At 73.1% G+C, this 12,675-nt stretch carries 11 protein-coding genes; 2 read left to right on the top strand and 9 right to left on the bottom strand.

All coding sequences use genetic code 11. The features are described from left to right. Positions 1-193 precede the first annotated feature (193 nt). The 7 genes from groL to ACK2IS_RS03830 form a co-directional block, all read right to left on the bottom strand. The gene (gene groL, locus ACK2IS_RS03860; RefSeq protein WP_409484836.1) at positions 194-1,819 is read right to left on the bottom strand and encodes a chaperonin GroEL; all 1,626 of its coding nucleotides are present in this window, start codon (positions 1,817-1,819) and stop codon (positions 194-196) included. Positions 1,820-1,958: 139 nt separating this feature from the next. Then, positions 1,959-4,490 (bottom strand): putative bifunctional diguanylate cyclase/phosphodiesterase, encoded by a 2,532-nt coding sequence (locus ACK2IS_RS03855; RefSeq protein ID WP_409484835.1) that lies wholly within the window; start codon positions 4,488-4,490, stop codon positions 1,959-1,961. Positions 4,491-4,599: 109 nt separating this feature from the next. Beyond that, positions 4,600-5,052 (bottom strand): hypothetical protein, encoded by a 453-nt coding sequence (locus ACK2IS_RS03850; RefSeq protein WP_409484834.1) that lies wholly within the window; start codon positions 5,050-5,052, stop codon positions 4,600-4,602. A 44-nt stretch (positions 5,053-5,096) separates the two neighbouring features. Then, positions 5,097-5,372, bottom strand: a complete 276-nt coding sequence (locus ACK2IS_RS03845; RefSeq protein ID WP_409484833.1) for a P1 family peptidase — start codon at positions 5,370-5,372, stop codon at positions 5,097-5,099. Between the two features lie 569 nt (positions 5,373-5,941). Further along, positions 5,942-6,235, bottom strand: coding sequence for a DUF3263 domain-containing protein (locus ACK2IS_RS03840; protein WP_409484832.1), 294 nt, complete (start codon positions 6,233-6,235; stop codon positions 5,942-5,944). Between the two features lie 158 nt (positions 6,236-6,393). Beyond that, complete coding sequence (locus ACK2IS_RS03835) at positions 6,394-8,940, bottom strand: ABC transporter permease (RefSeq protein ID WP_409484831.1); 2,547 nt, start codon at positions 8,938-8,940, stop codon at positions 6,394-6,396. A 3-nt stretch (positions 8,941-8,943) separates the two neighbouring features. After that, positions 8,944-9,831 carry an ABC transporter ATP-binding protein gene (locus ACK2IS_RS03830; RefSeq protein WP_409484830.1) on the bottom strand — a complete coding sequence of 296 codons (888 nt, stop codon included), beginning with the start codon at positions 9,829-9,831 and terminating at the stop codon, positions 8,944-8,946. A 200-nt stretch (positions 9,832-10,031) separates the two neighbouring features. Here ACK2IS_RS03830 and ACK2IS_RS03825 point away from each other — a divergent pair, with 200 nt between their 5' ends. Next, on the top strand, positions 10,032-10,712 hold the full coding sequence (locus ACK2IS_RS03825) for a uracil-DNA glycosylase (protein WP_409484829.1): 681 nt from the start codon (positions 10,032-10,034) through the stop codon (positions 10,710-10,712). Further along, positions 10,709-11,554, top strand: a complete 846-nt coding sequence (locus ACK2IS_RS03820; RefSeq protein WP_409484828.1) for an SGNH/GDSL hydrolase family protein — start codon at positions 10,709-10,711, stop codon at positions 11,552-11,554. Before ACK2IS_RS03825 ends, ACK2IS_RS03820 begins: the two co-directional genes overlap by 4 nt. Positions 11,555-11,598: 44 nt before the next feature. On the opposite strand, the gene ACK2IS_RS03815 is transcribed toward ACK2IS_RS03820, so the two are convergent. Together ACK2IS_RS03815 and ACK2IS_RS03810 are read right to left on the bottom strand one after the other, a co-directional pair. Continuing rightward, on the bottom strand, positions 11,599-12,075 hold the full coding sequence (locus tag ACK2IS_RS03815) for a hypothetical protein (protein WP_409484827.1): 477 nt from the start codon (positions 12,073-12,075) through the stop codon (positions 11,599-11,601). Further along, positions 12,072-12,674, bottom strand: a complete 603-nt coding sequence (locus ACK2IS_RS03810) for a hypothetical protein (RefSeq protein WP_409484826.1) — start codon at positions 12,672-12,674, stop codon at positions 12,072-12,074. Before ACK2IS_RS03810 ends, ACK2IS_RS03815 begins: the two co-directional genes overlap by 4 nt. Between the last annotated feature and the right edge of the window lies 1 nt (position 12,675).

Genomic DNA, 12,675 nt, shown 5'->3' with positions numbered 1-12,675 from the left:
CCTCGGGGCCGGGGGACGGGGACCTAGGTCAGTCTGCGCCTTCGACGCGTCGAGCGGGTCCGCGGGCCGCGGCTCGGACGGGGCGTGTCCTGTCGGGCACCGGCCGAGAGGACACGGCAGGCGGGAGCCGGCATGCCGAGGGCCCCGGACGACGAGCGTCGTCCGGGGCCCTCCAGCCGTGAGGCAGACCGGGTCAGAAGCCCATGCCACCCATCTCGTCGCCACCGGGCATGGCCGGGGCGGCCTTCTCCGGCTTGTCGGCGATGACGGCCTCGGTGGTGAGGAACAGCGCGGCGATGGACGCGGCGTTCTCCAGCGCGGAGCGCGTGACCTTGGCCGGGTCGATGATGCCGGACCCGATCATGTCGACGTACTCACCCGTGGCGGCGTTCAGGCCCTGTCCGGCGGGCAGGTTGCGCACCTTCTCGGACACGACGCCGCCCTCGAGACCGGCGTTGACCGCGATCTGCTTGAGCGGGGCCTCCGCGGCGACCTTGACGATGTTGGCACCGACGGCCTCCTCGCCCTGGACGTCGAGCTTGGCGAAGGCCGCGTCGGTGGCCTGGAGCAGGGCCACGCCACCACCGGCGACGATGCCCTCCTCGACGGCGGCCTTGGCGTTGCGGACCGCGTCCTCGATGCGGTGCTTGCGCTCCTTGAGCTCGACCTCGGTGGCCGCGCCCGCCTTGATGACGGCGACGCCGCCGGCGAGCTTGGCGAGGCGCTCCTGGAGCTTCTCGCGGTCGTAGTCGGAGTCGCTGCGCTCCATCTCCGAGCGGATCTGGGCCACGCGACCGGCGATCTGGTCGGCGTCGCCGGCTCCCTCGACGATGGTGGTCTCGTCCTTGGTGACGACGACCTTGCGTGCGCGGCCGAGCATGTCGAGCTCGGTGGTCTCGAGCTTGAGGCCGACCTCCTCGGAGATGACCTGGCCGCCGGTGAGGATGGCGATGTCGCCGAGCATGGCCTTGCGACGGTCGCCGAACCCCGGCGCCTTGACCGCGACGGACTTGAAGGTGCCGCGGATCTTGTTGACGATCAGCGTGGACAGGGCCTCGCCCTCGACGTCCTCGGCGATGATCATCAGCGGCTTGCCGGACTGCATGACCTTCTCGAGCAGGGGCAGGACGTCCTTGATCGCGGAGATCTTGGAGTTGACGACGAGGACGTAGGGGTCCTCGAGGACGGTCTCCATGCGCTCGGTGTCGGTGACGAAGTACGGCGCGATGTAGCCCTTGTCGAAGCGCATGCCCTCGGTGAGCTCGAGCTCCAGGCCGAAGGTGTTGCTCTCCTCGACGGTGATGACACCCTCCTTGCCGACCTTGTCCATCGCCTCGGCGATGAGCTCGCCGATCTGCGGGTCGGCGGCGGAGATGGAGGCCGTGGAGGCGATCTGCTCCTTGGTCTCGATGTCCTTGGCCATGGCGTGCAGCTCGTCGGAGACGGCCTTGACGGCCTTCTCGATGCCGCGCTTGAGCGCCATCGGGTTGGAGCCGGCGGCGACGTTGCGCAGGCCCTCCTTGACCATGGCCTGCGCCAGGACGGTCGCGGTGGTGGTGCCGTCACCGGCGACGTCGTCGGTCTTCTTGGCGACCTCCTTGACGAGCTCGGCGCCGATCTTCTCGTAGGGGTCCTCGAGCTCGATCTCCTTGGCGATGGACACGCCGTCGTTGGTGATCGTGGGGGCGCCCCACTTCTTCTCCAGCACGACGTTGCGGCCCTTGGGGCCGAGGGTGACGCGGACCGCGTCGGCAAGAGTGTTCATGCCGCGCTCGAGGCCGCGGCGGGCCTCCTCGTCGAAAGCAATCAGCTTGGCCATTCGGGGGGTTCCTCCCACACGAGACGGACTGGGGACCGCACACCGCCCGCGACGGACGGACCGGACCAGGAGGGTTCACATCACCCGTGGCCCGGGCCTCGGCATACGGCCCAGAATTATCACTCTGACACTGAGAGTGCTAAGACCATGATGAGCACTCGGCCCCCCCGAGTGCAAATGGCGCGGCGGCCACCCGGGCCGCCCCGCCCTCCCCCAACGCGTCCCCCCAGCCGGCCAGCTCGTCCAGCCCGGGGAGCAGGACCGCGTCCTGGGGCCGGGCGTACCAGTAGCCCTGGGCCAGGGGGACCCCGAGCTCGCGCACCCAGCGGGCCTCCGCGGCCGTCTCCACCCCCTCGGCGACCAGGGTGATGCCGAGCTCGCGGGCGAAGGTCACCACGCCGGTGACGATCGAGCGGGCGGCGGACGACCCGGGCAGGTCCCGCACGAACGCCCGGTCGATCTTGATGCCGTCGACGGGCAGGTGCACCAGATAGCTGAGCGAGGAGTAGCCCGTCCCGAAGTCGTCGATGTAGACCCGGAAGCCCTGCGCGCGCAGAGCCTGCAGGGTGCGGGTCACCTGGGGGCCGCGCTCGACCATGGCCTCCTCGGTGAGCTCGAGGTGCAGCTGGGCCGGCCGGACGTCGTGAGCCTGGAGGTGGGCCAGCAGCCGGCGTGCCGGATCCGGCGAGTGCAGCAGGACCGTCGGCACGTTGACGGCGACCGGCACGGTGCGCGGCTCCAGGGCCCGCAGGGTGCGTACGGCGGCATCCACGGTCCAGCCGGTGAGCCGTGCCAGCTGCCCGGTCCGGGCGGCGTAGTCCAGGACGCGCCCGGGCCCGGTCACCACCCCGTCCTCGGCGGCCCACCGCAGCAGCGCCTCCACGGACCGCACCTGCAGCCCGTCCGTGGTGACGATGGGCTGCAGGTGCATCTGCACGGCGTCCTGGCCCCACTGGCGCGAGAGCTCGCCGTCCTGGTCGGCCCGGCGCTGGGCGGCGAGGGACAGGCCGGGCTCGTAGGTCCGCACCACGGACGTGGACTGCTTGGCGGCGTACATCGCCAGGTCGGCACGGCGCAGCAGCTCCTCGGCGTCCACGCCGGGTGCGCCCACCGCCAGCCCGATGGAGGCCCCGACCTGGTGGACGCGCTCGGCCACCAGGAAGGGCGGGACGATCGCGGCGTGGACCCGGCGGGCGGTGCGGGTGCCCTCCTCGACCCCGCCGTGCAGGACCACCACGAACTCGTCGCCTCCGAGGCGGGCGACCAGGGGCTCGGTGCCCTGCTCGCCGCGGACCGCCTGCCCGATCCGGACGGACACCTGTCTGAGGAGGGCGTCGCCCGCGTGGTGGCCGTCGGAGTCGTTGACCTGCTTGAACCGGTCGAGGTCGAGGTAGAGCACGACGGTGCGGCCGCCCCCGGCGAGCCGGGCGGTGAGCTCCTGGACGAGCTGCTGCCGGTTGGGCAGACCGGTCAGCACGTCGTTGAAGGCGAGGGCCCGGAGCCGCTCGCGCAGGCCGTCCCGCTCGGTGACGTCGCGCACCGCGACGACGTACCCGTCCTGGCGTCGACCGACGTTGGCCTCCAGGACCTGGCCTCCCTGGTGCACCTCGAGGCGCGAGCGGCCCGTCCGCTCCGCCTCCACCAGCGCGTCCCGGACGGTCCGCGGGTCCGCGCCCAGCAGCTCGTGCAAGGTGCTCGGCCCGGGCTCTCCTGCGCCCCGGCGGGCGTGGGGCGTGCGGATGACCCGCTCGGCGGCCGGGGAGACGTAGTCCAGCCGGCCGGCGGCGTCGCTGATCAGCACCACGTCCTGCGAGTCCTGCACGAGGGTGCGGAAGTACTCCTCCCGCTCGCGGGCCTCCTGGATGGCCTCGCGCAGGCGGGTGTTGGCGACCAGCTGCCGGGCGAGCAGGGCGAGCACGAAGCCGCCGCCCACGACGAGCACCGAGGCCCGGGGCACCCGGGGGGCCGCGGCGCGGGTGACGACCGCGCAGGTGACCACGACCGCCGTGACGACGTAGGGCAGCCGGGCCGCGGCGTACACCCCGGTGTCGCGCTGCGGCACCCACCGGCGGGGGCGGTCCACCACGGGCAGCGCCAGCAGGGCGACGTGGGCGAGGGCCAGGGGGACGGCGGCCCACCGCTCCAGGTCCGGGGCGGGCAGGGAGGTGGCCAGGAAGGTGAGGCCCCAGGCGATCGCCCGGACCATGACCACGGCGCAGACCAGGAGACGCAGCGTGCGTCGACCGGCGAAGACCTGGCGGCCCACGAGCAGCACGGCGGCGGCGACGTAGCCCACCAGCGCGAGCTGCACCAGGTCCACCTCGGACTGCAGGGAGTCGCCGTTCCGGCCGGACAGCTGCAGGACGAAGTTCACGACCAGGGCGACGCCTCCGGCGAGCATCCAGCTCTCGGCCAGGATCTCCGTCCAGGACCGGAACAGCCCGTAGGCCGACAGGCCCAGCCCCAGGGTCGCCACCTGCAGGATCACCAGGGCGGCGGTCGGCTGGTGCAGCCAGGTCCGCGCGACGTCCGCGCCCAGGGACCCGACCAGGAGCAGGACCAGCCCGACAGTGGTGGCGGGGGCGCGACGCACCTGGGCGCGAGCGCGCAGCAGGAGGCCGAGCGCCAGCAGGAGGAGACCCGACGTCAGCCAGGCCACGGTGCCGCTCACCGGCATCGTCTAGGCCGTGCCGGTGGAGCGCACGCACAATGACATACGGACAGTATGTCGCCGACTACCGTCCGGTACGGCGCTATCCGCCCAGATGCCCCGGAAAGGCTCAGTCGGCGGCGAGCGCCCGCAGCTGGCCGTCGGCCTCGCTGGTGACGGGGTCGGCGAGGTCGTCCACGTAGACCACGACGAGCTCCCGCGCCGGGTTTCCGGCCACCTCGTCGAGCAGTCCGCGCCAGGCGACGAGGTTGGGGTGCTCGACGCCGGGGCAGGCCTCGGCGGGCGCGAGGTCCGCCACGGCGCGCCGCAGGACCTCCGCGCTGACCGGCAGCGTCTCGGAGGTGCGGGTATGCCGGACCAGCCGCCCCAGCACCACCGCGGGCATGAAGCCCCCGTCGCGGTTGACCACCGGGAACTCCCAGGTCGGCTGCGAGGTCGCCGGGCTGATGCCCACGGCCCACAGGACGGGCCGCCGCCAGCCGGGGATGGCCGCCTCGGCCGCGTCCCGGACGGCGGCGAGCTTCTCGGGGGTGTCCCAGGACGGGGACTCGGGTGCGTTCATGGCGCCAGTGTCTCAGGTGACGGCAGGCTCAGGCGGTGGCAGGCTCAGGTGGCGGCGACGGCCGAGGGGAAGGCGTCGCGGGAGCTGCGCCAGGCTCCGCCCCCGTCGGCGGTCCGGTCGGTGCTGTGCGCCACGAGGACGGCGTGGGCGATCGCCCGGGTGACGCAGTCGGCCCCGGCCTCCATCAGCAGCGTGAGCTCCAGCAGGGTCGGCCGGTGCTCGTGGGTCCCGGAGGCCGTGGCGAAGAAGGTGTCGCCGTCGAGACAGGTGTGGACGGGTCGGACGGCGCGCGCCAGCCCGTCGTGGGCGACCCCGGCCATCTTGCGGACCCGATCCCGCCCTTGAGCCCGCCGGCCCGGGCGCCCGTGCCGGCACCGACGCAGCCCTGCGGGACGGCGCGACCCGCTCCGGCGCGGGCGTCGGCCTACGCCGCGCGCCCTTGGCGGGGCCCGGGTGGTGGCGCCATACGCCCGCCCGTCCCAGGTCGAACACCACGGCCGCGGGCACGATGGGCACGACCTGCCCGGGCTGCCCCATGGGCCAGCCGAGCTCGTCGGCGAGCAGGGCCTGGGCCACGCCGTCGGCCGCGGACCGTCCGAGCGCGGAGCCCCCGGACAGGACGACGGCGTCGACCAGGTCGACCAGGGCGGCCAGGTCGAGCAGAGCGACCGGGTCGAGCAGAGCGACCGGGTCGAGCAGAGCGACCGGGTCGAGCAGGTCGGTCTCGCGGGTGCCGGGCTCGTCGCGGGTGGCATGCCCGACGAGGAAACCGGGGACGTCGGTGAGGGAGTTGGTCGGTCCGCTGCGCATGACCGAGAGCCTTCCGCAGACCGGGGGGCTGGTCGACCCCCCCGAGAAGCTGACGGGTGGGTTCGCCTCGCGGCGTCGCTCAGGCCTGGACGCCGAGGCGACGGGCGCTGCGTGCCCGCTGGCGCTGGGCGCGCATCCGGCGCAGGCGCTTGACCAGCATGGGATCGTGCTCGAGGGCCGCGTCGGTGTCGATGAGCGCGTTGAGCAGCTGGTAGTACCGGGTGGTGCTCAGACCGAAGAGCTCCTTGACGGTCTGCTCCTTGGCGCCCGGGTGCTTCCACCACTGCCGCTCGAAGGCGAGGATCTCGCGCTCCTGGTCGCTCAGCGACGCGACGGGTCGCTCGGCCGAGGTGGGCTGCAGGGCTGCGGTCATGCCGGTGAGGATATCGACCGAATCACAAGGGCGTCATTCACCTCGCCGTCGGTTGGGCCACACGTGTCGGACGGCGGGGCTTCATCGTGAGGGGCGAGGCCCAGCCGTCCGGAGGGGCGGTGCGGGAGGTGGCGCGCGAACCCCGCACCGCCCCGACGTCACTCGGTCTGGATGGCCCTCAGGACGTCCATCCGGGAGGCCCGGTGCGCCGGCCACAGGGCGGCGACGACACCCACGACCGCGGCGACGAGGAGGAAGGTCACGAGCTGGAGCCACGGCACGTGCAGGCTCAGGCCGTCGTCCACGAGCGCCTGCACCACGGCCGTGCCGAAGAGCAACCCCATCCCCAGCCCGAGCACCGAGCCGAGCAGGGCGATCCCGACCGACTCGAGCCGGATCATGCGCCGCAGCTGACCGCGACCCAGCCCGATGGCCCGCAGCAGGCCGATCTCGCGGGTGCGCTCGATGACCGACAGCGCCAGGGTGTTGACGATGCCGAGGACGGCGATGACGATCGCCAGGCCGAGCAGTCCGTAGATCATGGCCAGCAGCTGGTCGATGCTCCCGGCCCGGGCGTCGGCGAACTCCTGCTGGTCCTGCAGCGAGACCATCGGCAGGTCCTTGACGATCGCCTCCAGCCGGTCCCGGGTGGCGGCCTTGTCGGCACCCGCCGCGAGGTCGACGTTCACCTGCGAGTCGACGGCCGGGAGCCCGGCCCGGACGAGGGTCTGCAGGGTGGTGACGACGCCGCCGCGGGTCCCCTTGGGGTGCTCGGAGAGGGCGACGATCCGGACCGGCACCGGCGTGCGACCCGCGCGGTAGTCCAGGGTCTGCCCGACCTTCCATCCTTTCTCCTCGGCGGTCTTGCGGGCGACGATCGCCGTGCCGTCCTGGAAGTCCGAGAGCGAGCCTGCCACGACGGTGCCCGCCAGGATCTTGTCGAAGTCCTGGGCACCGATCGCGCCGAGCATGGCCCGCTCGCCGCCGAGCTCGACAGGCACCCGGCGGAAGCGGTGGACGGCGGCGACCCCGTCGACCTTGGCGACCTGGTCACCGATGGCGGTGGCGAACGGCTGGTACGTCGGGTTGGCGTACACGAAGTCCCCGCGCAGCCCCTCCTCGACGGCCGAGCGCGTGCTCGCCTTGGCGGAGTCCCCCAGCACCGACATGGCCGTGACCAGGGTCAGGCCGATCATCAGGGCCGACGCGGTGGCGGCGGTGCGCCGGGGGTTGCGGATCGCGTTGAGCTCGGCGAGCGCCCCGACCTGCCCGAAGACCGCGCGGTAGCCGCGCCCGAGGGCCCACAGCACCGGCTTGCCCAGGACCGGGGAGCTGAAGGACACCCCGAGCAGGGTCAGCAGCGCCCCCGCGCCGATCCACCACATCGGCTGCGGCGCGCCGTCCCAGAACAGTCCGGTGAGCAGCATGGCCAGGCCGACGGCCGTCATACCCAGGCCGATGACGAGGCGCCGGCCCAGGTCCTGCGCCCCGGTCGTCGCGGCCCCGGACATCGCGGCGACCGGCGGGACCGTGGAGGCCTTGCGGGCCGGGAGGTATGCCGCGAGCATCGTGACGAGCATGCCGACGACGTACGACGCGACGATCGCCCGCGGGCTCAGCGTCGGCGTGACCGCGCCCATGTCCAGGCCCAGGGTGCCGAAGATCGCGGCGATGCCCTTGGCGATGGCCAGGCCGAGGACGAGCCCGATCGTGGAGCCGACCAGCCCGACGACGAAGGCCTCGAAGAGCACCGACCCGCGCACCTGGCCGCGACTCGCCCCCATCGCCCGCAGCAGGGCGAGCTCGCGGGACCGCTGGGCCACCAGGATCGAGAAGGTGTTGACGATCAGGAAGGACCCGACGATCAGCGAGATCGCGGCGAAGACGAGCAGGAAGGTCGAGATGAAGCCGAGCCCCTGGGCCACGGCGTCCTCGGACTTCTTGGCCAGGTCGGGGCCGGTCACGGCGAGGAAGCCCGCCGGAGCGACCTCCTTGACCCGCCGGGCGACGACGTCGACGTCCTGGCCCTCGCGGACGGTGACCCAGGCCATCTGGTAGGCGTTCCTGCCGCCCGTCCACTGCCGCTGGGTCGTGCGGGCGTCGAACATGGCGTAGGTCGCGCCGGCCGTCGACTCCTTGCTGCCCCACAGCACGGTGCCGGCGATCCTGGCCTTGAGCGAGGGCTGGGCGCCCGAGCTCGCGACGGTGATGGTGTCCCCGATCCGGTAGCCCGACCTGTCCAGCGACGTCGGGTCGATCAGGACCTCGCCGGGGCCGGGCAGGTGGCCGCTCTTGACGACCATGCCGGGCTGGTGGCCGTAGGCCGGGGCGGTGACCACGTTGCCGCCGATGGAGGGCGCGCCCTGGCCGCCGATGACCTTGCCGTTCTTGCCGATCAGGAAGGCGTCCATGACCGTGGTGACGCCCTGTGCGGACTCGACCCCGTCGACCTTGGCGATGGTGTCGATCTGGGCCTGGGTGATCTCGCCGCGCATGGCCGTGGACATGGAGTCCGGGTCGCCGTCCGTGGTCTGCACGTTGATGTCGGCGACGGTGCCGCTCATGATGCCGTTGAAGGCGGTGCTCATCATGTCGGTGAAGATGAGCGAGCCGCTGACGAAGGACACGCCCAGCACGATGGCGAAGGCGCTCATCAGGAGTCGGAGCTTGCGCGCCAGCAAGGACTTCCACGAGGCGCGGAGCACGGCTCAGGCCTCCCGGCCGGCGCGACGGGCCTGGACCATCTCGTCGAGGTGCGTCATGGTCTCCAGGACGCTCTCGCGGGTGGGCCGGTCCAGCTCGCTGACGATCTGACCGTCCGCGAGGAAGACCACGCGGTCGCAGTACGACGCGGCAACCGAGTCGTGGGTCACCATCACGATGGTCTGGCCGAACTCGTCCACGCTGCGCCGCAGGAACCCGAGGATCTCCGCGCCCGAGCGGGAGTCGAGGTTGCCGGTGGGCTCGTCGGCGAAGATGATCTCCGGCCGGCCGGCCAGGGCCCGCGCGCACGCGACGCGCTGCTGCTGGCCGCCGGACAGCTCGGAGGGCTTGTGCTGCAGTCGGTCTCGCAGGCCTACGGTGTCGATGACGGTGTCGTACCACTGCTGGTCCGGCTTGCGACCGGCGATGGACAGCGGGAGCAGGATGTTCTCCTGCGCCGTCAGCGTCGGGATCAGGTTGAACGCCTGGAAGACGAAGCCGATGCGGTCGCGCCGCAGCTCGGTCAGCGCCTTGTCCTTGAGACCGCCGATCTCGGTGTCACCCACGAAGACCCGCCCGCTCGTCGGGGCGTCCAGCCCGGCGGCGCAGTGCATCAGCGTGGACTTGCCGGAGCCCGAGGGCCCCATCACCGCCGTGAACCGGCCCCGCTCGACGTCGAGGTCGACCCCGGCGAGGGCGACCACGCGCGCGTCACCCTCGCCATACACCTTGGTCAGGCCCCGGGTCCCGGCCGCGACCGCCGGGCTCCCGGGCCGAGCCCGTCCGCTCGCCCCGTCCGCCGGGGCCGTGACGGGCGTCGCTGCGGCGAGCCCCGCACCCTCCTCGCCCGGCCGCGTGTCCTCCTGCGGGCGGCTCCTGCCGAACACTGCCATGGTGGTGCTTCCCCTCGACTCGGTCGACCCCGCGTCCCGGGGCGGTCACGGCACCGACGCTAACCGCCTGACGTCACGGCAGCACCAGCCCGCGACCCTGGTTCGGTCCCTGACGCGCCCCTGAGCCGACGGGCGGGACGCCTGTCCTCGGCCGCGACGCCAAGGGCCACCCCCGGGCCGCACCGACCTAGAGTGGGCGGGTGACCTCCCCCCGACCGCTCGCCGAGCTCGTCCATCCCACCTGGGCCACCGCGCTGGAGCCGGTCGCCGACCAGGTCCGTGCCATGGGCGACTTCCTGCGCGCCGAGGTCGCGGCCGGGCGGCCCTACCTCCCCCCGGGGCGACTGGTGCTGCGGGCCTTCGAGCGACCGCTCCCGGACGTCCGGGTCCTGATCGTGGGGCAGGACCCCTATCCCACCCCGGGCCACGCCGTCGGGCTGTCCTTCTCGGTCGCCCCCGACGTGCGCCCGATCCCCCGCTCGCTGGTCAACATCTTCCAGGAGCTCGTCACCGACCTCGGCGTGCCCCGACCCAGCTCGGGCGACCTGTCGCCCTGGGCGGACCAGGGGGTGCTGCTGCTCAACCGGGTGCTCACCGTCCGGCCCGGCCAGGCCGCGAGCCACCGCGGCAAGGGCTGGGAGCAGGTCACCTCCTGCGCGATCTCCGCCCTCGCCGAGCGCGGTGGCCCGCTCGTGGCGATCCTGTGGGGACGGGACGCGCGGGGCCTGGCGCCGCACCTTCCCGGCATACCGTGCCTCGAGTCCGCCCATCCCTCGCCGCTGTCCGCGCACGCCGGGTTCTTCGGCTCGCGGCCGTTCAGCCGTGCCAACACCGCCCTGCAGGAGCAGGGTGCCGACCCCGTCGACTGGAGACTCCCGTGAGCGTCGCCCACCAGCCCAGGGCCTGGAGCCGTTACGTCGCCGTCGGCGACTCCTTCACCGAGGGCATGTGCGATCCCTCCGTGGAGGACCCCGAGGTGTATGCCGGCTGGGCCGACCGGCTCGCCGGGATGCTCGCCGTCGTCGCCGCCAAGGACGGCCGGGAGCTGGACTACGCCAACCTCGCGGTCCGCGGGCGGCTGCTCGCCGACGTGGTGGGTCCACAGCTCGACGCGGCGCTCGCCCTGGGGCCCGACCTGGTCTCGATCGTGGGTGGCGGCAACGACATCCTGCGGCCACGCGCGGACATCGACGCGCTCGCCGGGCGGCTCGACGAGGCGGTCGGGCGGCTGCGGGCGACCGGCGCCGACGTGCTGATGGTGACGCCCACCGACCCCGCGGGCGCACCGCTGGTGGGGCTCACGCGGGGCCGGGCCGCGACGTACGTCGCGCACATCTGGTCGATCGCCCAGCGGCACGAGGCCTATGTCCTCAACCAGTGGGCGCTCACGGCGCTGCAGGACTGGCGGATGTGGGCCGAGGACCGGATCCACATGACGCCCGACGGGCACGCCCGGGTCGCGGCCGAGGCGTTCACGACCCTGGGCTTCGAGCCCGACACGGCCGACTGGGCGACGCCGCTGCCGCCCCTGCCGCCGCCCGCCCGCGTCGAGGCGATGCGTGAGCACGCCGCCTGGCTGCGTACGCACGTCGGTCCGTGGGTGCAGCGCCGGGTGACCGGCCGCTCGTCGGGCGACGGCCGATCCGCCAAGCGACCCGAGCTCCGCGCCGTGGACCCGCACCGCGCCTTCGCACCGGCCGCGCACCGACCGGTCGGGCACTGACGGTCCAGGGCGCGCGGTGCGGGCAGCCCCGGCCTACCGCCGGGTCACGTCGGGGAGCTCCCGGCCGGGGCGTGCTGGGCAAGGGTCTGCCGGATCTCCCGGCCGGTCGACCGGGTCGCGACGAGGAGGGCGCCCAGGCTGACGTCCCGGGCAGCCAGCACCAGCAGGATGTGCCCCAGGTGGGGCACCGCCAGGCGCTGCAGCACGCACTGGAACTCGGTGTCACCGATGTTGACCGTGGTCGAGCCCACGTCCTTGGTGGGGTCGATGCCCTCCCGGTGGGCCTTGGCGACGGCGAAGACCGAGCTGCTCAGCGCTGCGAGCTTGCCGACCTGGGAGGGGTCGATGCCGGTCGCGGCGAGGTTGAGTCCGTCGTCGGTGCAGGCCATGGCGCCGATCAGCGTCGGGACGGAGTCGTGCAGGCGCTCCAGGTGCGGGCAGATGGCCGTGCCGAGCGGGCGCGACCAGGCGTCCCAGTCCTCGCGCCAGTCGGGAGTCGTGTCGGGGGCCTGGGGGGTCACTTCTCCTCCATCCTGCGCAGGGCCGCCCGGATGACGTCGTAGACGTCGTCGGACTCGCGGGGGTCCGCCGCGGTCAGGGCGATCTGCGGGTCGATCTCGTCGAGGAGGCTGCGGAAGTCCGCCAGCTGGAAGGCGCTGTCGTCCCGGTCGAGCCGGGTGACCGCCACCGTCAGGCGCTGGAGCACGTCGGGCACTCCCCTGCTGATGTAGTCGATCCACTCCTGGGCCTCGCCCAGCGCGTAGTCGTTGTGGCCCATCAGCCACAGCACGACGGCGCAGCGGGAGTGGAGCGCGCCCTTGCGCGTCAGGTCGAACCGCTCCTGGCCCGGGGTGCCGTACAGCGCGACCTTCCCGAACTCCTCGCTGTGCCACTCGCCGTAGTCGATGCCGACCGTGGTGGAGCGCTTGGGCGTGGTCGGCATCGCCGGCGCCTCGTTCCAGGGGACCTCGGTGTTCGCCACGTCGATGGTGGAGCTCACGCGTACCGCCGTGGTCTTGCCGACCCCCAGCGGACCGCAGAAGGCCACCTCGCGCTGCACGGTCTTGCCGATGACGGACGCCGGGCGCGACGGCGACCTCCGGGCAGTCTTCTTTGCCACA

Source organism: Arsenicicoccus dermatophilus, assembly GCF_046267915.1.
Classification (GTDB): domain Bacteria; phylum Actinomycetota; class Actinomycetes; order Actinomycetales; family Dermatophilaceae; genus Arsenicicoccus; species Arsenicicoccus dermatophilus_A.
This window is presented reverse-complemented; position numbering and strand designations above follow the sequence as displayed.

Coding starts and splice junctions, on each gene's coding strand:
- ACK2IS_RS03850 (WP_409484834.1), bottom strand. CDS start 5,052: ATGAACGCACCCGAGTCCCCGTCCTGGGACACCCCCGAGAAGCTCGCC.
- ACK2IS_RS03845 (WP_409484833.1), bottom strand. CDS start 5,372: ATGGCCGGGGTCGCCCACGACGGGCTGGCGCGCGCCGTCCGACCCGTC.
- groL (WP_409484836.1), bottom strand. CDS start 1,819: ATGGCCAAGCTGATTGCTTTCGACGAGGAGGCCCGCCGCGGCCTCGAG.
- ACK2IS_RS03830 (WP_409484830.1), bottom strand. CDS start 9,831: ATGGCAGTGTTCGGCAGGAGCCGCCCGCAGGAGGACACGCGGCCGGGC.
- ACK2IS_RS03840 (WP_409484832.1), bottom strand. CDS start 6,235: ATGACCGCAGCCCTGCAGCCCACCTCGGCCGAGCGACCCGTCGCGTCG.